Origin of the sequence: Polyangium jinanense (genome assembly GCF_028435265.1) — a bacterium.
Taxonomy (GTDB): Bacteria; Myxococcota_A; Polyangia; order Polyangiales; family Polyangiaceae; genus Polyangium; species Polyangium jinanense.
On sequence record NZ_JAGTJK010000006.1, the window covers coordinates 256,155 to 275,563 of the forward strand.

The 19,409-nt window shown below is 67.2% G+C and carries 25 protein-coding genes; 16 read left to right on the forward strand and 9 right to left on the reverse strand.

The features are described from left to right. Positions 1–2 precede the first annotated feature (2 nt). Positions 3–866 carry a crotonase/enoyl-CoA hydratase family protein gene (locus KEG38_RS16060; RefSeq protein WP_272420340.1) on the forward strand — a complete coding sequence of 288 codons (864 nt, stop codon included), beginning with the start codon at positions 3–5 and terminating at the stop codon, positions 864–866. On the opposite strand, the gene KEG38_RS16065 is transcribed toward KEG38_RS16060, so the two are convergent. Then, positions 867–1,331, reverse strand: coding sequence for an SRPBCC family protein (locus KEG38_RS16065; protein WP_272420341.1), 465 nt, complete (start codon positions 1,329–1,331; stop codon positions 867–869). Positions 1,332–1,334: 3 nt separating this feature from the next. Then, positions 1,335–1,682, reverse strand: a complete 348-nt coding sequence (locus tag KEG38_RS16070; RefSeq protein ID WP_272420342.1) for an ArsR/SmtB family transcription factor — start codon at positions 1,680–1,682, stop codon at positions 1,335–1,337. A 180-nt stretch (positions 1,683–1,862) separates the two neighbouring features. Here KEG38_RS16070 and KEG38_RS16075 point away from each other — a divergent pair, with 180 nt between their 5' ends. From KEG38_RS16075 to KEG38_RS16095, 5 genes are all read left to right on the forward strand, one after another. Further along, positions 1,863–2,294 (forward strand): YciI family protein, encoded by a 432-nt coding sequence (locus KEG38_RS16075; protein WP_272420343.1) that lies wholly within the window; start codon positions 1,863–1,865, stop codon positions 2,292–2,294. A 65-nt stretch (positions 2,295–2,359) separates the two neighbouring features. Beyond that, the gene (locus KEG38_RS16080) at positions 2,360–2,800 is read left to right on the forward strand and encodes a YciI family protein (RefSeq protein ID WP_272420344.1); all 441 of its coding nucleotides are present in this window, start codon (positions 2,360–2,362) and stop codon (positions 2,798–2,800) included. Between the two features lie 107 nt (positions 2,801–2,907). Next, complete coding sequence (locus KEG38_RS16085; RefSeq protein WP_272420345.1) at positions 2,908–4,188, forward strand: RNA polymerase sigma factor; 1,281 nt, start codon at positions 2,908–2,910, stop codon at positions 4,186–4,188. After that, complete coding sequence (locus KEG38_RS16090; RefSeq protein WP_308215624.1) at positions 4,158–4,475, forward strand: DUF2277 family protein; 318 nt, start codon at positions 4,158–4,160, stop codon at positions 4,473–4,475. Before KEG38_RS16085 ends, KEG38_RS16090 begins: the two co-directional genes overlap by 31 nt. 97 nt (positions 4,476–4,572) lie before the next feature. Beyond that, on the forward strand, positions 4,573–5,583 hold the full coding sequence (locus KEG38_RS16095) for a M23 family metallopeptidase (protein ID WP_272420346.1): 1,011 nt from the start codon (positions 4,573–4,575) through the stop codon (positions 5,581–5,583). Between the two features lie 3 nt (positions 5,584–5,586). On the opposite strand, the gene KEG38_RS16100 is transcribed toward KEG38_RS16095, so the two are convergent. After that, a complete protein-coding gene (locus KEG38_RS16100) occupies positions 5,587–7,683 on the reverse strand; it encodes a serine/threonine-protein kinase (RefSeq protein ID WP_272420347.1) in 2,097 nt (698 codons plus the stop codon). A 185-nt stretch (positions 7,684–7,868) separates the two neighbouring features. Here KEG38_RS16100 and KEG38_RS16105 point away from each other — a divergent pair, with 185 nt between their 5' ends. From KEG38_RS16105 to KEG38_RS16115, 3 genes are read left to right on the forward strand one after another with little or no spacing between them, the layout of a single operon-like run. Continuing rightward, a complete protein-coding gene (locus KEG38_RS16105; RefSeq protein WP_272420348.1) occupies positions 7,869–8,348 on the forward strand; it encodes a hypothetical protein in 480 nt (159 codons plus the stop codon). Between the two features lie 19 nt (positions 8,349–8,367). Beyond that, a complete protein-coding gene (locus KEG38_RS16110) occupies positions 8,368–9,423 on the forward strand; it encodes an NAD(P)H-dependent flavin oxidoreductase (RefSeq protein WP_272420349.1) in 1,056 nt (351 codons plus the stop codon). Positions 9,424–9,432: 9 nt separating this feature from the next. Continuing rightward, positions 9,433–10,275, forward strand: coding sequence for a hypothetical protein (locus tag KEG38_RS16115; protein WP_272420350.1), 843 nt, complete (start codon positions 9,433–9,435; stop codon positions 10,273–10,275). Between the two features lie 7 nt (positions 10,276–10,282). Here the strand turns inward: KEG38_RS16115 and KEG38_RS16120 are convergent, their stop codons facing one another. Beyond that, positions 10,283–10,927 (reverse strand): YdeI/OmpD-associated family protein, encoded by a 645-nt coding sequence (locus KEG38_RS16120; RefSeq protein WP_272420351.1) that lies wholly within the window; start codon positions 10,925–10,927, stop codon positions 10,283–10,285. Positions 10,928–11,047: 120 nt separating this feature from the next. Here KEG38_RS16120 and KEG38_RS16125 point away from each other — a divergent pair, with 120 nt between their 5' ends. Further along, entirely contained in the window at positions 11,048–12,160 is a 1,113-nt protein-coding gene (locus KEG38_RS16125) for a hypothetical protein (RefSeq protein WP_272420352.1), read from the forward strand. Here KEG38_RS16125 and KEG38_RS16130 read toward each other — a convergent pair. From KEG38_RS16130 to KEG38_RS16140, 3 genes are read right to left on the reverse strand one after another with little or no spacing between them, the layout of a single operon-like run. Further along, a complete protein-coding gene (locus KEG38_RS16130) occupies positions 12,153–12,830 on the reverse strand; it encodes a tetratricopeptide repeat protein (RefSeq protein WP_272420353.1) in 678 nt (225 codons plus the stop codon). The genes KEG38_RS16125 and KEG38_RS16130 overlap by 8 nt on opposite strands. A gap of 51 nt (positions 12,831–12,881) precedes the next feature. Continuing rightward, positions 12,882–13,484, reverse strand: a complete 603-nt coding sequence (locus KEG38_RS16135) for an NHL repeat-containing protein (RefSeq protein WP_272420354.1) — start codon at positions 13,482–13,484, stop codon at positions 12,882–12,884. Further along, positions 13,481–13,942 (reverse strand): NHL repeat-containing protein, encoded by a 462-nt coding sequence (locus tag KEG38_RS16140; RefSeq protein ID WP_272420355.1) that lies wholly within the window; start codon positions 13,940–13,942, stop codon positions 13,481–13,483. Before KEG38_RS16140 ends, KEG38_RS16135 begins: the two co-directional genes overlap by 4 nt. A gap of 181 nt (positions 13,943–14,123) precedes the next feature. Here KEG38_RS16140 and KEG38_RS16145 point away from each other — a divergent pair, with 181 nt between their 5' ends. The 3 genes from KEG38_RS16145 to KEG38_RS16155 are packed head-to-tail and all read left to right on the forward strand — an operon-like array spanning position 14,124 to position 15,675. After that, the gene (locus tag KEG38_RS16145) at positions 14,124–14,687 is read left to right on the forward strand and encodes a zinc-ribbon domain-containing protein (RefSeq protein ID WP_272420356.1); all 564 of its coding nucleotides are present in this window, start codon (positions 14,124–14,126) and stop codon (positions 14,685–14,687) included. A gap of 13 nt (positions 14,688–14,700) precedes the next feature. Then, the gene (locus tag KEG38_RS16150; RefSeq protein ID WP_272420357.1) at positions 14,701–15,333 is read left to right on the forward strand and encodes a glutathione S-transferase family protein; all 633 of its coding nucleotides are present in this window, start codon (positions 14,701–14,703) and stop codon (positions 15,331–15,333) included. A gap of 48 nt (positions 15,334–15,381) precedes the next feature. After that, a complete protein-coding gene (locus KEG38_RS16155) occupies positions 15,382–15,675 on the forward strand; it encodes a DUF6496 domain-containing protein (protein WP_272420358.1) in 294 nt (97 codons plus the stop codon). Positions 15,676–15,678: 3 nt separating this feature from the next. Here KEG38_RS16155 and KEG38_RS16160 read toward each other — a convergent pair whose 3' ends face one another. Beyond that, positions 15,679–16,101, reverse strand: a complete 423-nt coding sequence (locus tag KEG38_RS16160) for a hypothetical protein (protein WP_272420359.1) — start codon at positions 16,099–16,101, stop codon at positions 15,679–15,681. Positions 16,102–16,272: 171 nt separating this feature from the next. Between KEG38_RS16160 and KEG38_RS16165 the strand changes: the two genes are divergently transcribed. Together KEG38_RS16165 and KEG38_RS16170 are read left to right on the forward strand one after the other, a co-directional pair. Then, complete coding sequence (locus KEG38_RS16165; RefSeq protein ID WP_272420360.1) at positions 16,273–16,602, forward strand: hypothetical protein; 330 nt, start codon at positions 16,273–16,275, stop codon at positions 16,600–16,602. 24 nt (positions 16,603–16,626) lie between these two features. Continuing rightward, complete coding sequence (locus KEG38_RS16170) at positions 16,627–17,445, forward strand: hypothetical protein (protein ID WP_272420361.1); 819 nt, start codon at positions 16,627–16,629, stop codon at positions 17,443–17,445. Position 17,446: 1 nt separating this feature from the next. Here the strand turns inward: KEG38_RS16170 and KEG38_RS16175 are convergent, their stop codons facing one another. After that, the gene (locus KEG38_RS16175) at positions 17,447–18,601 is read right to left on the reverse strand and encodes a PAS domain S-box protein (RefSeq protein WP_272420362.1); all 1,155 of its coding nucleotides are present in this window, start codon (positions 18,599–18,601) and stop codon (positions 17,447–17,449) included. 212 nt (positions 18,602–18,813) lie between these two features. Between KEG38_RS16175 and KEG38_RS16180 the strand changes: the two genes are divergently transcribed. After that, the gene (locus KEG38_RS16180; RefSeq protein WP_272420363.1) at positions 18,814–19,401 is read left to right on the forward strand and encodes a nuclear transport factor 2 family protein; all 588 of its coding nucleotides are present in this window, start codon (positions 18,814–18,816) and stop codon (positions 19,399–19,401) included. Positions 19,402–19,409: the final 8 nt, after the last annotated feature.

Below are 19,409 nucleotides of genomic sequence, written 5' to 3' on the forward strand. Positions count from 1 at the left end.
CCATGTCCTACAAAACGCTCCTCTATCGCGTCGAGGGCCGTGTCGCGCGGATCACGCTGAACCGCCCCGATCGTCGCAATGCCATCACCGACGAAATGCCCGGGGAAATCCGGGCGGCGGTCGAGCGGGCGAACGACGACGACGGCGTCCACGTCCTCGTGCTCGACGGCGCGGGCGCGTCGTTCTGCGCCGGCTACGACCTCACCCTCTTTGCGGAGGGTGAGGGGCGCACCATCGGCATCCAGAACATGCCCTGGGATCCCATGCTCGATTATCGCCTCATGAAGCGCTTCACGGACGACTTCATGAGCCTGTGGCGGAGCTACAAACCCACGATCTGCAAGGTGCACGGGCATGCGGTCGCCGGCGGCAGCGACATCGCGCTCTGCTGCGACCTCGTGGTGATGGCCGAGGATGCGTTGATCGGATACCCACCCGCCCGCGTGTGGGGCTGTCCGACGACGGCGATGTGGGTGTATCGGCTCGGCGTCGAGGGCGCCAAACGTATGCTCCTCACCGGCGATCTCGTGAACGGCGTCGAGGCGAAGGCCATGGGGCTCGTGCTCGACGCGGTGCCGGCCGAGGGGCTCGACGCGCGCGTCGAGGCGCTCGCCGAGCGCATGAGCGGCGTGCCGCGCAATCAGCTCATGATGCAGAAGCTCTTGATCAACCAGGCCTACGAGAACATGGGCCTCGCCAATACGCAGATGATCGCCACGCTCTTCGACGGCATCACCCGGCATTCGCCGGAGGGGATGTGGTTCAAGAAGCTGAGCGAGGAGCAAGGCTGGAAGGCCGCGGTCACGTGGCGCGACAGCGGAAAACCGATCCCCTCGATCAAGGATCCCGACGAGGGGCAGGGCTAGTCAAGCGGCCGCAGCCTCGCGCGCGAGCCCCTCGCCGAGTCTGTCGAGCCCGATCTTCGTCCCGTGCTCGCGCCCTTCTGGCGCGTCGTGTCCATCGAGGAACGCGCCCTGCTCGGTGAACACGAGCCGCGTCCCTTTGCCTTCCGCCTTCAGCTCGATCGTCACCAGCGAGACCGAGATCCGCGTCTCGTCGCGGTGCATGTCGTACGTGTAAACGATGCGCTGGTTCGGAACGATATCCTGAAAACGCGTCTCATTCGTATAAACGGGTCCGCCTTTCGGCCCGCCTCGATACATCTCGCGGCCTCCGACGCGGAAATCGAACTCGTGCGTGCCGCCCTCGTGGCAGCTGAACCACTTCTGCTTCTCCTCCGTCCTCGAAAAGGCCGCGAATACGCGCGCCGGAGAGACCGGGTAAAACCGCTCGATGACGAAAGTGGTATGCGTGACGGATCGTTCGGTCATGGTTCATTCCTTCGGGTCAGGTTCGTCCGGGTGCTCGGCGAGGTATTCGCCGAGCCGATCGAAGCAGCGCTCCCAGCTCGCTCGCCTCTCGGCGATCCATCGCTCGGCCGTCCTGAGCGCCGTGGGCTCGAGCCGGCAGGTCCGCACCCGCCCGGCCTTCTCCGAGCGCACGAGGCCACTCGTCTCCAGCACCGAAAGGTGCTGCATCACCGCCGGCAGCGACATGGAAAGCGGCTCGGCGAGCTCACTCACCGAGGCCGGCCCACGGCTCAAACGCTCGATCATGACCCGACGGGTCGGATCCGCGAGCGCCTGGAACATACGATCGAGGGACGCGTTTTGGTTAAGCACGTGCCTAAGTATCGTCCTCGGCCCGGGATTGTCAAGAAATAGTTCGGCAAACTGTTAAGTGTTCTACCCGACAGACAAAAAAATTTTGGGGGCGTGTCGATCCGGGCATCGCTCGGTCGTCGTCACGATGAAGGCCCGTCGGGGAGCCCAGCCCGAGCAAGCCAAGAAGGAGAGACGACCATGCGATTCATGATTTGCGCCGCCCCCGATCCGAACGCCCCGAAGACCGAGGGAGCTCCGCCGAGCGACGAGCTCATCGCCGCCTACATGAAGTTCAACGAGGACCTGACGAAGGCCGGCGTGCTCGTCACGGCCGAGGGCGTGAACCCGGCCACGCAGGGTGCGCGCGTGGGCATCAAGGACGGAAAGCGGGTCGTGCTCGACGGCCCGTTCGTCGAGACGAAGGAGCTCGTCGGTGGGTTTTACCTGATCGACGTGAACAGCCGCGAAGAGGCCATCGAATGGGCCCTGCGCTGCCCCACGGGGATCGGCCACGACGACATCCTCACCATCTTGCCGATGACGAACGCGGAGGACATTCCGCCCGAGATGATGGCCATCGTCGAGAAAGCGGCGCCGACGTGGCTTCGAACGTTCTGGAAGAAAAAGTAGTGGACCTTGTCGATCCCAGGGCCTCTCGTTCGACGTGTAGCTGAAGGCAAGAAGGAGAAACGACGATGAAGTTCATGATTCTGGTCAAGGCCACCAAGGACAGCGAGGACGGCGTTCTTCCGAGCGAGGAGCTCCTCACCGCGATGATGAAGTACAACGAGGAGCTCGTGCGCGCGGGCGTGATGATCGCGGGCGAGGGGCTGCACCCGAGCTCGAAAGGCGCCCGCGTCCGGTTCTCCGGGACGAACAGGTCCGTGGTCGACGGGCCCTTCGCCGAGACCAAGGAGCTCGTCTCGGGCTTCTGGATCTGGCAGGTGCGGTCGAAGGAAGAGGCGATCGAGTGGGTCAAGCGGATGCCGAATCCCATGTACACCGACAGCGAGGTCGAGATCCGGCAGGTGTTCTCGCCCGAGGACTTCGCGCCGATCGATCCCACGGGCGAGATGCGCGCGAAGGAAGAGCGCCTCCGCGCCGAGTCGGAGGAGCGGCTCGCCGGGAAGAAGTGACGGGGGCAAACCGGGGGTTTGGGGGCGGAGCTCGGCTCGTCCGAGCGAAGCCCCCAAGCGTGAACCGAACCTTGCGCGGGCGGAAGAAGATGCTCTGATCGGTGGCCGTGACGGCCTCCGCTACGCATCGAGCGATCGACGCAGTCTTCCGGATCGAGTCGGCCAAGCTCATCGCCGGCCTCGCGCGGATCGTGCGGGACGTCGGCCTCGCCGAGGAGCTCGCGCAGGACGCGCTCGTCACCGCGCTCGAGCGGTGGCCGGAGTCAGGCATCCCGGACAACCCGGGCGCTTGGCTCATGGCCACCGCGAAGCACCGCGCGATCGACGCCATGCGCCGAAGCAAGCGGATCGAGCGCAAGCACGAGGAGATCGGTCACGCGATCGAGGCCGATCGAGAAGCCGCCGCGCCCAACCTCGAAGCCGCGATCGACGAGGACGTGGGCGACGATCTCCTGCGCCTCGTGTTCACGGCCTGTCACCCGGTGCTGTCGATGGAAGCGCGCGTCGCGCTCACGCTGCGCTTGCTCGGTGGATTGACGACCGAGGAGATCGCACGCGCCTATCTGGTCCCGGAGCCGACCGTGGCCCAGCGCATCGTCCGCGCCAAACGCACCCTCGCGGAAGCGAAGGTTCCGTTCGAAGTCCCGCGCGGGGAGGAGCTCGCGGCCCGTTTGTCGTCGGTGCTCCAGGTGATTTACCTGGTCTTCAACGAGGGGTATTCGGCGACGGCCGGGGACGACTTGATGCGGCCCGCGCTCTGCGAGGACGCGCTGCGCCTCGGCCGCATCCTCGCCGAGCTGCTCCCGAAGGAGCCGGAGATCCACGGGCTCGTCGCGCTCATGGAGATCCAGGCGTCACGCGCGCGGGCGCGGGTCGCGCCGTCGGGAGAGCCGATCCTGCTGCTCGATCAGAACCGCGCGCTCTGGGACCACCTGCTGATCCGCCGCGGCCTCACGGCCCTCGCGCGCGCCGAGGCGCTCGGCGGCGCGCAGGGGCCGTACGCGCTGCAGGCCGCGATCGCCGCTTGCCACGCGCGCGCGCGGACCGCGGCGGAGACGGACTGGACGCGCATCGCGGCGCTGTACACGGCGCTCGTGGACATCACGGGCTCGCCCGTGGTCGAGCTGAACCGCGCCGTCGCGTTCTCCATGGCGTTCGGCCCGGCCGCGGGGCTCATGCTCGTGGACACGCTGGTCTCGGAGCCCTCGCTCGCGAGCTACCACCTCTTGCCGAGCGTACGCGGCGACCTCCTCGTGAAGCTCGGCCGCGACGCCGAAGCGCGCGTGGAGTTCGAGCGCGCCGCGTCCCTCACGCGAAACGCTCGCGAGCGCGCGCTCCTGCTCGAACGCGCCGCCGCGTGCGCGCGCGCCACGGTTCGCACGGACTGACCCTGGAGATCACCATGTGCCGGAACATCAAGACCCTGTTCAACTTCGAGCCCCCCGCCACCGAGGAGGAGATCCGCGCGGCGTCGCTGCAGTTCGTCCGCAAGCTGAGCGGCTTCAACAAGCCGTCGCGGGCCAACGAAGCGGCGTTCGACAAAGCCGTGGAAGACGTCGCGGCCGTGGCGCGCGTGCTGATGCAATCGCTCACCACGACGGCCGAGCCACGGGATCGTGAGATCGAGGCGGAGAAAGCGCGAGAACGCTCACGGCAGCGATTTCACCACGATTGATCCTTTTTCACATTCCTGCCATTACGCCCCGGACATGCGGGCGCAGGCGTCGTGCTCTCGTCTCGTGCCCGTCCGCGGGCTCTGGCACGATGCCCTCATGCGAATCACCGCTCTCCTCGCCTGCACCCTCACCCTCACGGCATGCGAGCGCGGTGGTCCTTCGGGATCGCCCGCAGATTCCTCGGCAGCACCGCCCGCCAGCATGGCTCCGCCGGTCGCATGGACGGCCCCGACCGCCTCGACCGAGCCCGCGGCGGCCGCGGCGCCCACGGCCAGCGCGAGCGCGGCTCCTTCCGCGGCGAGCGCCGAACCTCCGGATGCAGGCACGGATGCCGCCCCGGTCGCGGATCCGAGCCGCCTCACGCTCGACGGTCGCGCCACGCAGGGTGCGCTCCTCCGCGCGAAGCTCGACGGCAAACTAGGGAAAATGGCCTTCCCCGGGCATCGAGCCATCGTCAGCGACGAGGGCGACTTCTTGATCGCGTTCGGGCGCAACGCCCCGAAGCAGGAGAAGATGACGATCACGTTCGAGGACGGCCAGGTGCTCGAACGGGTCTTCGACGTGGAACAACGCACGTTCGAGACCGACAAGATCGACAACCTGCCGAAGGACATGGTCGAGCTCGACATGCCCACGCGGGTCAAGCTCACGCAGGCCGAGCAAAAGCTCGACGCGGTCCGGAAGAAGTACACGAAAAAGACCTGCTTCAAGGAGAGCTTCATCTGGCCCTCGAAGGGCAAGGTCACGTCGCGCTACGGGCAGCCGCGCTTGCTCAATGGCACGGACGGCGGGATCCACTGGGGCGTCGACATCGCGGTGCCGACGGGCACGCCCGTGCGCGCGCCGGCCTGCGGCACCGTGGTGTTCGCCGAGAAAAACCTGCCGCTGAGCGGCGACACGCTCATCATCGACCACGGGCAGGGTTTGACGTCGACCTTCATCCACCTGCAGGGCTTCGCCGCCAAGGTCGGGGACGAGGTCAAGCAGGGTCAAACCGTCGCGCGCGTGGGAATGACGGGCCGCACGAACGGGGCGCACCTCGATTGGCGCATGAATTTCTTCGAGGTCCGGATCGACCCCGAGCTTCTGGTCACGAACGAGAAATGACCGTCACCGCTTCGGGAACCGCGTCCGGAGGTCGTAAATGACCTTCTCGACGTTCGGGTTCTGAGGAAAACACGCGCGCCCGAGCGTCTCCAGCACGAGGCGCGCGCGGAAGTCGCCGTCCTTCTGCGCGCGGTCGAGCAGGGTGAGTTTGTCCACGCACGCGGCGTTCCGCAGGTCGAGCGCGATGCGCATCGCCGGCGACGCCTTGGCGAGCCTCTTCTCGTCCTGCAGGAGTTTCGTCGCCGCCACCGCGATCGGCGCCTTTCCTTGTCCCTCGACGAACGCATACAGTATGTCGAGCCCGTCGCTGCCGAGGTCGTTCGCGAAGAGATCGAGCAGCTCCGTATCCGCGTTCTCCCGCGAAAGCTGAATCGCGAGGCCCATCACGAGCTGCGAGAACTCGCGATCCTTGAACGCCTCCGGCGCGCCTTTGCCGAGGTCGATCACCACGCGGCTCGCGCCCCTCCAGTCCTGGAACCGGAATGCATTCTTGAATTTTTTCTTCGCCTCGTCGATGTCCGCCGCCGACATCGTGGGCGCCGGGACGGCAGCCGACGCCGCAGGCTCGGGCGCGGCCGATGCCGTCGCCGCGGGGGTGACCTCGGCCGGCCTGGCCGCGGGCGCGGGCGGCTTGGGCGCGGCCGTCGCCGTCGCCGTCACCGTCGTTTGCGGCGCGACCGGCGTCGTCGTCGCATTCCGCTTTTGCATGACGAGGGCCGCATACGCGGCGCCACAACCGAGCGCCACGCCCACCACCACGGTGAGCACGGTGCCCGCCGACGATTTCTTCTTTTTTTGAACGGGCGCCGGCGCCTCGGTCAGCTCGATCTCGTCGGCCGCCGGCGCCTCGGCCGCCTTCATTTCCACCGGTTCGGCGGACAGCGGTTGCGCCAATGGCAGAATGGGCTTCGCCACCGGCTTCGAGACGGGCGCCTCCGTGCCTTCCGAGGGCAATGTCGGCGCGGCCGGCCTTTGCGACGGCACCGGCGGCTTTTGCGACGGCGCCACCGGGGGCGGCCTTTGCGACAGCGCCGACGGCCGCATCGAGGGGATCGACGCGCGCATGCTCGCCTCGCCATCGTACCCCTCGCTCATCGGGGGCGCATCGTCTTCGCCCTCGGCCGGAGGCCCCATCTCCCACAATGCCTCGTCGATCGCCGCGGCGAGCTCGAGCCCGGTCTGATATCGATTCGCCGGAACCTTTTCGAGCAGCTTCCGCACGACCGCTTCGAGCGGCGCGGGCACCGTCACGCCCGGGCAGCGCTCGGAGATCGCCGGCGGCGGCTGGAACCGGTGCTGCATGAAGAGCTCGACGGGGTTCACCGCGGTGAACGGGTGTTTGCCCGAGAGCATCTCGTAGAACATCAGGCCGAGCGCATAGAGATCGCTGCGCGCGTCCACCGCGTCCATGCCGTCGGCGGCCTCGGGCGAGAGATACGCGATCGTCCCGAAGATCGTGCCGGCGACGGTGAGCGTGCCGTACTCGTCCTCGTCCCCGATCGACGCGCGCGAGTCCTGCCGCTCTCGCTCGCCCGCGGAGAGCTCGTTGACCTTCACCTTCGCGAGGCCGAGGTCGATGATCTTCACGGTCTCGGCCGGGCCGTCGACGACCATGATGTTGCGCGGCTTGAGGTCGCGATGGACGATGTCGAGGCGGTGGATGGCGTCGAGGGCCGAGGCGAGCTGCCGCGTCAAGCGCGCGGCGCGGCGCGGCGGCAGCGGGCCGTCTTGCAAGAGCTGATGGAGCGTCTTGCCCTTGACGTACTCGATGACGAGGAAGTAGCTGCCGTCGGGCAGCTTTCCGAAATCGGTCGCGCTCGCGACGTTCGGGTGCTGGATGTGCGCGCCGGCGATCGCCTCCCGCTCGAAACGCTTGACGAGCTCCGGGAGGTTTTCCGTCTCCGGATGAAGGATCTTGATCGCGATGCGCTTCTTCAGCAGCAGGTGTTCGCCGCGGTAGACCGCGCCCATCCCGCCCATCGCGATGAGCTCGCGGATGCGGTACCGATCCGAGATCACCCGGTCGATCATGCCGCGTGCGCGGTCTTGGGCTGCCCGGTCCGCCTGCGATGTGCCGCCTTGGGGTTGCTTGGAGGTCATGTCGGGAGCGAGATCGAGCGTGTGGATCGACCTCGGGTATCGAGGTCGACGATACGGTACCTGCTCGACGCGCGGCCGCCTAGAGGGATCGATGTAGGGGTTCCCGTCTCGAACGATCCCACCACGCCGGAAGGCTTCACGACCAGCCCACCTCGGCCTAACATCGCCCCGCACTCCCCGCGCCCATGCCCGCCAATACCACCGCGCCCATCCTCGGCTTCCTCACCGTGACGGGCTTCGTCGCCGCATGTGCGAGCGCGCCGCATCCCGCGCGACCACAGGCCGAGAGCGCAAAGGCCTCCCCGCCGCGCATGGCGCAGCGCAGCGCGCCCGAATCCCCTGCAGGCCCCGGCGCCGCCGCGAACCCCCCGAACACGCCGCCCGCGGACGATTCGCCGTCGGGCGCGTTCCGGGACGCGAGCCCGTTCGAGGCGCCGCCTTCGGGGCCTCCGCCCGCGCTCGCGCCGACGCCCCCGCGCCCGCCGGGCACGGATCCGACTCCGGAATCCAAGGCGCGGGCCGGGGCGATCACGGACTGCGGCGTGTGCAACAACTGGGGATATTGCGGCTTCTGCTTGTCGACGAATCAATGGCCCAAGAAAAAACCCGAGCCGAAGCCGCTCGAAGCGCAAAAGGTTGGCTCGCCGGACAAACCCAAGGGTTGAAGGAAAACGGGAGGGAAGGATGCGAATCCGCGATCTGCTGGGAATCGAGCTCGACATCATCCAGGCCCCCATGGCCGGTGTCCAGGGGAGCCGGCTTGCCCTCGCCGTGTGCAAGGCGGGCGGGCTCGGCTCCCTCCCCTGCGCGACGCTCGGCCCCGACGCGCTGCGCCGCGAGCTTCAGGCGCTCCGCAGCGGGACGAGCAAGCCTTTCAACGTCAACTTTTTCTCCCACACGCCGATCACGCCGGACCCCGCGGTGGAAGCTCGCTATCGGGGGATGCTGGAGCCCTTTTCCAAGGAGCTCGGGCTCGACCCGAACCTCGCCCCCGCGGGCGCCGGACGCGCGCCCTTCACGCACGAGGTGGCCGACATCGTCGCCGAATTCGCGCCGCCCGTGGTGAGCTTCCATTTTGGACTGCCTTCCGCCGATTTGCTCGCGCGGGTCAAAGGTTGGGGCTCCAAGGTTCTCTCCTCGGCCACGACCCTCGAAGAAGCGCGCTGGCTCGAAGCCCACGGCGCGGATGCGATCATCGCCCAGGGCCTCGAAGCGGGCGGACACCGCGGCCATTTCCTCAGCGATGACCTCACCGAGCAGATGGGCACGTTCGCGCTCGTGCCGCAAATCGTCGACGCGGTGAAGGTGCCCGTCATCGCGGCCGGCGGTATCGCCGATGCCCGCAGCGTCCACGCGGCGATGGCGCTCGGCGCGTCCGGGGTGCAGGTCGGGACCGCGTATCTCCTTTGCCCCGAGGCCGATACGAGCGCCGTGCATCGCGCCGCGCTGCAGAGCCCCGCGCGCCACCACACCGCCCTCACCAACCTGTTTTCGGGGCGCCCTGCGCGCGGCATCGTCAACCGGCTCATGCGCGAGCTCGGCCCCATGAATCCCGCCGCGCCGCCATTCCCGTGGGCGACCGCGGCCGTCGCGCCCTTGCGCGCCCGGGCCGAACGCAATGGCAGCGGAGATTTCTCGCCCCTCTGGGCCGGTCAGAATACGAGCACGCTCGCCGAGGTCGACGCCGCCACCTTGACGCGCGCCCTCGCCCCGCTCGACGCCCACCGGGAAATCCGATAGCCTCGAATGATGCGTACCAGAAACGTTGGTTCGATTTCGCGCGCGCCTCGGCGCGCAGGCGTTTTCCTCGCGGCCGCGGCGCTCGTGTCGTGCTTTAGCTCCTTCGCGGCGGCCGAGCAGTTCGTCGTGGTCGACGAGACGTACGAGCACACGCCCGACATGCCGGACTCCCATTACCGCGTCGAGCCGCGCTCCGAGGCGCCCTCGAACTGGAAGAGCCCGATCGATTACACCACGGGCACGGCGCACATGCACCTCGAGGTCTACACGAAGCCGACGGACACGCCCACGCGTTTCCAGGCCTGCTTCGAGGCGCAGCCGACGTATGCGTGCGTCGGGCAGGCGCCGGCCTACACGACCGTGGGCGTTTACGATTGGGAGACAAAATTCTCGGATTTCTGGTCGCCGCCCGGGACCACCGTCGATTGGACCCTCGGATCGGGTAAAATTGCGCTCATCCTGAAGGACACGCAGAACGGAAAACCGTCGGCGGACAACGTCGGCGCCGAGACGGCCGCGCTGTACATGCCCACGAAGGTCCGGTTCGTCGTGACGATCGTCTCCGCGGGGAGCACGTACGTGCCGCCCGCACCCGCGGAAATGGACGCGGGCGTCCCCGACGACGCGGGCGCGGGCTCCTCCACGGGCACGGGCGGGAGTGGCGGGAGCGGTGGCAATGGCGGCAGTGGCGGAGGCAACAGCGGCAGCGGCGGCGATCCCGTGAACATTCATCCGACCAACGACTCGGGATGCTCGTTCTCGACGGGGAATGGCGCCGTTCAGGGTACCTGGCTCCTCCTCGCGGCACCCGCGCTTCTGGCGATGCGGTCCCGCCGGAAGCGGTCCCGGTGAGGATGGATCAGGGATAAAGTTTTTCTTGTTTCGCCAGCATCTCGACGAATTGCGTGATGCGCTTCTGACGCGTCTCGGGTTTCTTCGCGGTCTGAATACGAAACAACACGGCGTAGCGGTTCGTCGCGTTGAGCGTGGCGAAGAACGCGGCGGCGCGGGGGTTTTTCGCGAAGGCGTCCGATAGATCGGGCGGCACGGTGGCGCGGCTCGGCGAGTCGTAGGCCTCGTCCCAGCGGCCGTCCTGCTTCGCGCGCTCGACCTCGGCGAGGCCCGGCGGCTGCATCTCGCCGGACGCAATGAGCGCCAGCGCCTTCTCCCGATTGATCTTCGACCAGATGCTCTTCGGACTGCGCGGCGTGAATTTCTGGAGCCACGCCGCCTCGTCGAAGCTCCGCTTCTGTCCGTCGATCCAGCCCCACACGAGCGCCACGTCGACGGCCTCCGGATAGGTCACCGACGCGACGCCCGAGGCCTTCTTCGCAAGCTTGAGCCACACGCCGCGCGACGAGGCGTGATTCGAGGCGAGCCACGTGGACCATGCGCGCGGGTGCTCGAAAGCGACGATGGGCACGTCCCCCGCGGGGGTCGCCTTGGCCGCCGTCTTCTTGGACGTCGTCGTTTTGGTCGTCTTGATCGTTTCAGTCTTTTTCATGCGAATCGTCCCGCTCCCACGCGCAGCGCGTCCCAATTTACGGGAGGCAAGTTTGGAGTGCAAGACGAAGTCGTCATCCAGGCTGGCGCTCGGACGTGAGCTCGACTATGTTCGTGAGTCATGTTCGACTGGTTCCGCAAGCGTGGTGCTTCGAAGCTCGAACCCATTCACCCGCCCTGGAGAGCGGGCCAGTACGTGACGTATTACCTGGAGCGCGAGGATGGCGTCTGGGCCGCGTTCGTGCTCCGGATCCTCGGACAAACCCAGGACGGAGCCTGGATCATCCAGGGGGATTTCAAGACGCGCGCGGGGGAGAGCACCGTCTGGTTCCGCTCGGACCCGTCCGCCCCCGAGAACGAGCCGGATCCCATACCCGTAAAGCAAACGTTGGTCCGCTCTTCCCAGGTCGAGGCCAACGTCGAGGACCGCATGGCCGACGATCCCTTGGTGATGGTCACCCTGGCGATGAACCTCCTCATGGTCCGACGCTGGCCCGCCGCCTCGGAGAGCCTGCGGACCGAGCCGCGGTCCGTGAGTCATCCATGTGAAATCGAGCGAGCGCACCTCCTCGTCACCGACGGGCCGGGCTACAAGAAACATCATGACATTCACCCGCGCGTGATGCTCACGGGCGTCGCCTGCCTGTCGATCGACGGGCACCGCAATCCGATGACGGCGACCTCGTTCGGACTGAACGACCCCGAGGCTGATGGCTCCACCTCGTACGACGATTTCGTCGACCTCTCGTACCCGAAACGCGTCGCTCACGATGGATTCGAGCTGACCTATCCGGCGACGTGGTTCCTGCGGGAGCGGGAGACCGAGAGCAAGCAGAAATCGACGGTGAAGTCCTACTTCGCCATGACCGGCGGGGTCTCGTGCTCGCTTACGCTCTCGGTGAGGGTGCGAGAAGGCTCCATCGACGAAATCGCCCGGGAGCGAGATGCGGTCCTGGCGAAGTTGAGCGCTCCGATCGACGGTCCGATGGGCCGCGTGTCGCCGCGAGAAACCCTGAAGCTCCCGGGCGATGCGAAGGGGTTTCTCGGCGCCCTGGAAAACCCCGGCATCGATGGTTTGTCCTGCGATGGGGTGTATGTCTCCGAGGATGGACGCCGCTTCGCGAACGTGATCGTATTTCTATGCGTGCTCAAGGAGAATCCACGCGCCAGGGGGACGCTCGCAAATTACGAGCGCGTGGCGCGGGAGATCCTCGCGTCGTTCGCGTTCACTTGAGCGCGTCGCGCGCCTTGCACGCGTCATCATCGCCTTCCTGGCAGCCGCGGTCGTACAACTTGCGCGCCTTCTCCGGATCCCGCTCGACCCTATCGCCCTCTGCGAACGCCTTCCCTGCCGTCAGGCAGCCTTGCGTCGCGCCGAGGGTGCAGGCGCTCTCGTAATAGTAGACCGCCGACGGCCAATCGGCCACGACGGCGTCGTTGCCGCTCTCGTAGGCCATGGCCACGTGTAGGCACGCCGTGCTCACGTCACCCCCGCAGGCTCTTTTATAAAGCTCCATCGCGCGGGTTGGGTTGCGGGGGACGCCCATTCCATGGATGTACATCACGCCGAGGCCGTTGCAGCTCGCCGCATACCCGCCGAGGCATCCCTTCTCGAAGGCCGCGAACGCGCGCTTGTTGTTCTCCCCCTGCTTGTCCTTCGGCGTCATCAGCGCGAGCCCGAGCGCATGGCAGCTCGCGAGGTCATTTTTCTGGCAACCCTCGTCATGCGCGGCGATCTCGTCCGAATGCTTGCCACTGCCGGCGCCGTGGATGAACACCATGCGGCCCTTGTCCGGCGTTGCATCGGGCGCGGGGGGCGGAGGCGTGGACGGCGGGGAAGGATCCGCTCCACAGCCGGTCAGCAGGGCAGATGCGAAGAGCAGGAGCAGGAAGCGCTGGGTCACAAGGGCAAATCTACCAACCCTCGGCGCGCGGCGAAAGGGGCGCGCCAAGGGTCAGGGCATCATTTTGGGGCGAAACTTCTGCACGCGTCGTCCCACCTGCTCGACCACGTACACGCTGCCATCCGGCCCGACGGTGATATCGTGCCCCGTGTCGAACTGCCCCTCCTCGCGGCCGAAGCTGCCCCAGCTCGTGATCACCTTGCCGTCGCGATCGAGCTCGAGCGCGCGCCCCGACGGCGCGTCGTCGAGCTGGTCGCCGCCGTCGATCACGAAGACGTGCCCGTTCGGCGCGACCTCGACGCCCCAGGGCCGCCCGATCTCGGGCCCGCTCCAGACGTCGACGAGCATGCCTTCGAGGTCGAAGATCTGCAGCCGCGCATTGCCACGATCCGCGACGTACACGCGGTCCTTTCCGTCGGACGCGATGCCGTGCGGAATGTCGAAATGCCCCGGCTCGCTCCCCGGATCGCCCCACGCGTCGAGGAACATGCCCCGCACATCGAACCGCGCCACGCGGGTATTCTCGTACCCATCCGAAACGTAAAGCTCGCCGTTTGGCGCGAGAAACACGTCGGTGGGTTTGCCGAACTCGTCGGGCGGGCTGCCGCACGCGACGACGAGCGCCGGGAGGAGCAGGAAAAACCAAGGTCTCATTCGTGCCCCCTGCCGATGGTCTGAAGGAGCGCGCCGTCGTGGCTGAACTCGAAGATCTGATCGAGCCCGACGTCGGTCACCCAGACGTGGTCGTTCTTATCGACGCCGAGCCCGTGCGGGACGAGAAAGACGTTTTCCCCCCACGAGGCCAGCACCTCGCCCGTCTCGCCCTCGACCATCCAGATCGTGGGTTTGTCGATGATCTCTTCGTTGCCCCAGCCCCGGTCCGCGCGGTGGAACACGAAGACGTGGTTGTGCGAGTCGACGCCGACCCCGACGGCCTCGCCGAGGGTCTGTCCGGCCGGCGGCTTCAACCATTGGGGCACGACCTCGTAGGCCGCCGCGGGGGCGCTCGTGGAGCGCGGCGTGGGCTCGTCCGCGCAGCCCGCGCCTGCGACGAGGCTGCCGGCGAGCACGGCGCACGCGAGGATACGGCGCGTTTCGCTTGTACGTCTCATGAACGATCGACCTCCTCCGGGCAGAGGAGCAGACCTCGGCGGCCGGGACCATCTCCTGCTTGTGAAGCGAGAGCTTCCTCGGTACGCTCCTCGGCGCTCCGCGTCGCATGGGTGGCGCGGGGCTGGCGACGCAGGCCGGTGCTTGCGCGCTTTCCGCGAATCCCCCGAGGGAGGTTGGTGCGTGTTCTGTCCGACCTGTGGTACGCCGAACGCCGATGGCGCGCCCGTGTGCATCAAGTGTGGCAATCGCCTCCAGGGAGCAGCTCCCCAGGGATGGGGCGCGCCGCCGCAAGGGTATCCCGGCGCGCCGCAACCCGGCTGGGGCGCCCCCCCGCAGCAGGGCTGGGGGCAGCCGCCGCAAGGGTTCGGCAACTACGCGGCTCCCGCCCAGTTTGGCATGGTGCCGGCGGCGTACGGCGGGATGGCCGGCCCGAAGGGCACGACGCGGGACCCGACGATGGTCCTCATTTTCAGCTTCTTTTGCTTCTACGGCGTGTACGTCGCGTGGGCCATGCTGAGCGAGCTGCAGGCCTACACGCAGGACGACAACTTCAAGCCGTGGAAGATCTTCATTCCGATCTACAACCTCTACTTCTGGCACAGCGAGGTGCCGGAGCAGGTGACCAAAGCGAAACGAATGGCGGGCTGCCCGAACCCGTACGCGAACGGGTTTTACGAGCACGCGAACGTCGCCCTTTACTCGCTCGCCAAGGACCTGAACGAGGTCTGGAAGTGCAGCCCCTAGCCAAGAGCCGACTATGTTGACAATCTACGGATGCAAGGGATGCGGCTCGGTCGTGGTCGAGGCCGCGTGTGATCTCCTCGGAGAAACCTACGAGCGCCGGGAGGTCGAGCCCTGGACGCCGGGCCCTGCGCTCGACGAGCTGCGCGCGCTGAATCCGCTCGCGCAGGTGCCCACGGTCGTGCTGCAAGACGGCACCGTCTTCACCGAAAGCGCGGCCATTCTCCTCTGGCTCCTCGAGCGCCACCCGGAAACGACGCTCGCTCCGCCGCCCGGCGACCCGAAACGGCCGGCCTTCTTGCGCTGGCTCGTGTATTTCGTGTCCAGCATCTATCCGATGTACACCGTCGGCGATTTCCCGGCGCGGTGGGTGAAGGACGAGGGAGCGCAAAAGGAGCTCAAAGCGGCGACCGTGCAGCGGACGCTCGATTGCTGGCGCGCGATCGAGCAGGGGATTTCGCCAGGGACCTATTTGCTGGGCGAGACGATGACGATCCTCGACGTGTACGCGGCGATGATCTCCCGCTGGCGCCCCGGCCGCGAGAAGATCCGCGAGGTCGCGCCGCGCTGCATCGCCGCGGCGGAGCGGGCCGAGACGAACCCGATCGTGGCACGGGTTTTCACGCAATTTCCGAGCACGACCAGCTAAAGCCTTGCGGACGCCCGCGCCGGGCCCCACGCGATGCGCGGAGGCCCCATGCCCGAGAAAAAGACCATCGAGCGAGCCCGGCAGGACCAGCGCGAGGGCAAGGCGCCGAGCACGCAGGCCGGCGAGTTCGTCCGCGAGGAGATCGAGCACGTCAAGGAAGGCAAGCACGGGGTGAAAAACCCCAAGCAGGCCATTGCGATCGCCCTGTCCAAGGCGCGCCGCGCCGGCGTTTCCGTGCCGCCGCCCGCGCCAGGCAAAGCCAAGGAGCGGACGCGGCGGCAAGCCAAACGTGACCTCGAAAAAGGGAAGAAAGAGGGCCCGCTCCGCAAGAAGGCGGCATAACGATCACGCGATCGCCGCTCGACCCTCCGTCCCCTTCGCGCCCACACCGCCCTTCGCGCCGAGCCGCGCGCTCCGGAGCACGCCCACGGACACCACCATTGCGACCAGGGTCAAGAGCAGTCCGCCCAGCGTCCCCGGCCGACCGGCCTCCTTGAGGCCCGTGAACAGGACCCGCGTGACCTCGGCGTCGGGCACACGCGCCGGATCTTCGAGGAAAGACATCACCGCGCCGACGTTCGTCCAGACCCCAGCGATCGTGGCGATCACCGTCGTCACCGACAGCGCCGCGGTGAACGCGAGTTTGTCGCGGCCAGGCGCCGCCGCATATCGCACGGCCGCGCCGAGCGCCGCACAACCGGCCGCGAGGACCGTCCACATCCCGAATCCACCCTCGCACATGAACTGAACCAAGCTGAAACCACTCATGGCTCGCTCCTCTCGTTTCATTCCGGACAGCCTCATCGCCGTCCTTTCATGAGCAGAGAACACGAGCTCCCAGCGGGCGTGACAGGGCGAGGTCGATTTTTTTCGCCCACCGAACCAACGCCCGGAACGGGCTTGCTCCTTCGGGCTTGGTGCAGGTAGCCTCGGGGAACCATGTCGATCGATCCGGCCCGCCTCGCACGCATCCGCGCGCGTCTCCTCGCCGCGGCCGCCCTCACCACGGCGGCCGCCGGGTGCGCCAAGCCCATCATCAACGATCGGATGGGTGGCCCGCCCGAGGAGACGATCAACGAGCGTCGCCCCGAGCCGGAGCCCACGGACAACGAGGCCCCCAAGACCCCGACGGCGGAGCCCGCACCGACGGCACCCGACACGAGCAAACCGACGATCCACCACGTCAACACGCCACCCTCGGACGGCGGCACCAAGCTCACCCCGCCGGATCCGGGTCAGACGATCAATACGGCGCCGAACCAGCGCTGACCCGGACAAACGCGGGCCCCCCCCATGCGAACGCCGGTTCCCCTCGGGACGACGGAGCGGCTCTTCGGCACGCTCCACCGTCACATGCTGGATCGCGGCTACGAGGTGCCGCCGTGGGATCGTTTGAGGGCCGATGATCTCGACGCCGAGGACGTGGAGCTCGCCCGGAGCGCGTGGGCGGCGCGGACGGTTGCCGAGTACCGGTCCATGATCGTATTCGGCGAGCTCATCGCGCGGTTCGCCGAGGTGGGCCTGCCCCTCGAAGTGACGACCGCCGCCTCGCGCCTGCTCTCCGACGAGGCCCGCCACACCGAGCTCTGCGCGCGCGTCGCCGACGGACTCGGCGGGCACGCGGGGATCACTTTGAAGCCCAACGATCTGCGCCTCCACCGGAACGACCTGCCCGCGCACCTCTTCGTGGCGCGCTGGACGACGTCGATGTTCTGCGTGGGCGAGTCGGCCTCGGTCGCCATTCTGCGGGTCCTTTTGGCCCACGCGAAAAACCCCTGTATCGAGGCGGTGCTCCGGATCCTGCTCCGGGACGAGATCCTGCATGACCGATTCGGCTGGGCGCTCGCGCGCCTGGTCCTGCCGCGGCTCACGGACGACGAGCAGGAATGGCTGGCGGCCGACCTAGCGCTGACGTTCGCCCACTACGATCGCGCACACGGCGCGTCCGATTCCGATGAGGAAGGCGCCCCGCTCTGCGGCGACCTCGGCCTCGCGCCCGCCCGCGCTCGCAGTGAGGCCTTCCACCGTCGAATCGATACGGTGATCCTCCCGTCGCTCGCGGGCCTCGGCGTACCCGCCTACGAGGCGTGGCTGCTTCGAACCGAAGTTTGAATCACTTCCCGCGCATGCAAATCTTGATGGCCTCGCGGAGGTTGGAGACCGTCCGCGCGCCGGCGAACCCGGCTCCGAGCGAGATCAAGGTTTGCGCCACGGCCGGCCGGATGCCCGTCACGATGCTCTGCGCGCCGAGGAGCTGGATCGAGCGAATGATCCGCACCACGTGATCGGCCGTCGCCTCGTCGACGCTCTCCACGCCGGTCAGGTCGAGGATCGCATAACGCGCCGCGTGCGCCACCACGGCGGAGAGCATACGCCCGGTGATCTCCGAGGCGCGTGCCTCGTCGAGCATCCCCACCACGGGGAGCGCGAGCACGCCGTCCCATACCTGGATGATCGGCGCGGACATTGCGTGAATGGCCGTGCGCTGCTCCTCGATGATCGCGAGCTTCTCCTGCAGCTCGAGCTCGCGGCGCTTGAAATCATCGATGTCCTGGAAGGCCCCGATCAGCCGGACCACCTTGCCGTCCTCGAACACCGGATGCCCCGAGGCGCGCACCCACAGACGTCTTCCCCTCGCTGTGAGGATCTGCAGTTCCAAGTCATACGCCTCGCCTCGCATGCATCCCTGCACAGCGGCGGTGATGATGGGAATCGCCTCGGGCGTATAGAAATTGATGGCCGTCTCGAGGATCGGCCGGAACCCCGGGGGCACCTCGTGGATGCGGTAGGTCTCTTCGGTCCAGTAAAGGTCTCCTGTCCGATTATCGACTTCCCAGCCGCCGACCCGGGCCGTCACTTGCATCTTCTGCAGCACCTCCTCGCGCCTTCGGCTCGCCTCCGCGCTCTCCTGCTCGTTCACCGCGCGCCCGGTCACATAAAACGCCTCGTCTTCGGTCACACGCCGGAGCGCGAAGGCGACCGTCCGGGTGCTGAGGTCGCGATGCAAAAGCCGCTTCGTGACCCGGAGCGTCGTATCCCCCTCCCCGTCGCCCTCGAGAAAGGCCCGCACCTCGGCGGCGTCGTCGGGATGCACGATCGTGGCGAAAGACTGCCCGAGGAGCGTCTCCACCAGGTACCCGAGCACGTCGCGGAATGCCTCGTTGGCGTGGACGAAGCGCCCCTCCCGATCCAGCACGGCGAGAATGTCACCGGAGGTCTGGAAGAATCGCTCGTAAGAGAGGGCGCGTACGTCTCGGACGGTTCCCATGCGCCGATGGACATTGCGCAGAGAGGAGAACCGTTGTCAATCGAGGCGTATCGAAAGATGGCCTGGATTGACGCGGCCTGTCGCACGAAAGCACGCCAACCATTTGACGGCCAAACAAAGCGAAAGCTTGCTCTCCTTTAATAGCTCTTGTGTCGGGCACGGAAATAGGGTTATTGGGAAAACTCGGGGCATGCGTCCCTAAGGAGGCCCATATGACCAAGACCTCGTTCGCATCCGTATCGCGGCGCGCGAAGGTAGCTGCTCTCACCGTGACGGCCGGAGCGGCGGCCATGATGCTCACAGGCTTCATCTCGTATCCCACGAACGGGTGGAAAGCCGTCGCCGAGCTGGAAATCGCCAAGCTGCCGGTCTGCTACGCGCTCGGGACCGACGCGATCGGGCGAGGCGATTTGCAGGGCGGCAAGAACACGTACGCAACCTGCTTCACGAGCGACGCGGAGCTCGCGGTTTACTTCCCGGGGACCCCCACCAATGGCCCGCCGAGCAGCACCGCGACCGGCACGGACGACTGGGCCGACTTCGTCGAAGGCGTCTTCACTTCGAGTGGCTACACGTCGACGCAGCACCTGATGGGCAGCATCAGCATCAACGTCATCGACGACGACGATGCCACGATGACCTCGTACCTGCACGCGACGCACGTCCTCGCGGACGGCACGATCGATGTGGCCAATGGCACCTACGAGGACGAGGTCATCCGCGTCAATGGCGCCTGGAAGATCAAGAAGCGCACGCTGAAGCTCATTACGTTCCTGAACCTCGGTACGCCCGCCCCCTGAAGAGCGCC

What these genes read in the sequence shown, in the direction of transcription:
- KEG38_RS16180 (WP_272420363.1), top strand. Translation starts at nt 18,814, where the DNA reads ATGACCAAGACCTCGTTCGCATCCGTATCGCGGCGCGCGAAGGTAGCT.
- KEG38_RS16100 (WP_272420347.1), bottom strand. Translation starts at nt 7,683, where the DNA reads ATGACCTCCAAGCAACCCCAAGGCGGCACATCGCAGGCGGACCGGGCA.
- KEG38_RS16135 (WP_272420354.1), bottom strand. Translation starts at nt 13,484, where the DNA reads ATGAGACCTTGGTTTTTCCTGCTCCTCCCGGCGCTCGTCGTCGCGTGC.
- KEG38_RS16060 (WP_272420340.1), top strand. Translation starts at nt 3, where the DNA reads ATGTCCTACAAAACGCTCCTCTATCGCGTCGAGGGCCGTGTCGCGCGG.
- KEG38_RS16160 (WP_272420359.1), bottom strand. Translation starts at nt 16,101, where the DNA reads ATGAGTGGTTTCAGCTTGGTTCAGTTCATGTGCGAGGGTGGATTCGGG.
- KEG38_RS16150 (WP_272420357.1), top strand. Translation starts at nt 14,701, where the DNA reads ATGTTGACAATCTACGGATGCAAGGGATGCGGCTCGGTCGTGGTCGAG.
- KEG38_RS16075 (WP_272420343.1), top strand. Translation starts at nt 1,863, where the DNA reads ATGCGATTCATGATTTGCGCCGCCCCCGATCCGAACGCCCCGAAGACC.
- KEG38_RS16140 (WP_272420355.1), bottom strand. Translation starts at nt 13,942, where the DNA reads ATGAGACGTACAAGCGAAACGCGCCGTATCCTCGCGTGCGCCGTGCTC.
- KEG38_RS16125 (WP_272420352.1), top strand. Translation starts at nt 11,048, where the DNA reads ATGTTCGACTGGTTCCGCAAGCGTGGTGCTTCGAAGCTCGAACCCATT.
- KEG38_RS16120 (WP_272420351.1), bottom strand. Translation starts at nt 10,927, where the DNA reads ATGAAAAAGACTGAAACGATCAAGACGACCAAAACGACGACGTCCAAG.
- KEG38_RS16155 (WP_272420358.1), top strand. Translation starts at nt 15,382, where the DNA reads ATGCCCGAGAAAAAGACCATCGAGCGAGCCCGGCAGGACCAGCGCGAG.
- KEG38_RS16105 (WP_272420348.1), top strand. Translation starts at nt 7,869, where the DNA reads ATGCCCGCCAATACCACCGCGCCCATCCTCGGCTTCCTCACCGTGACG.
- KEG38_RS16065 (WP_272420341.1), bottom strand. Translation starts at nt 1,331, where the DNA reads ATGACCGAACGATCCGTCACGCATACCACTTTCGTCATCGAGCGGTTT.
- KEG38_RS16080 (WP_272420344.1), top strand. Translation starts at nt 2,360, where the DNA reads ATGAAGTTCATGATTCTGGTCAAGGCCACCAAGGACAGCGAGGACGGC.
- KEG38_RS16170 (WP_272420361.1), top strand. Translation starts at nt 16,627, where the DNA reads ATGCGAACGCCGGTTCCCCTCGGGACGACGGAGCGGCTCTTCGGCACG.
- KEG38_RS16110 (WP_272420349.1), top strand. Translation starts at nt 8,368, where the DNA reads ATGCGAATCCGCGATCTGCTGGGAATCGAGCTCGACATCATCCAGGCC.
- KEG38_RS16095 (WP_272420346.1), top strand. Translation starts at nt 4,573, where the DNA reads ATGCGAATCACCGCTCTCCTCGCCTGCACCCTCACCCTCACGGCATGC.
- KEG38_RS16175 (WP_272420362.1), bottom strand. Translation starts at nt 18,601, where the DNA reads ATGGGAACCGTCCGAGACGTACGCGCCCTCTCTTACGAGCGATTCTTC.
- KEG38_RS16165 (WP_272420360.1), top strand. Translation starts at nt 16,273, where the DNA reads ATGTCGATCGATCCGGCCCGCCTCGCACGCATCCGCGCGCGTCTCCTC.
- KEG38_RS16115 (WP_272420350.1), top strand. Translation starts at nt 9,433, where the DNA reads ATGCGTACCAGAAACGTTGGTTCGATTTCGCGCGCGCCTCGGCGCGCA.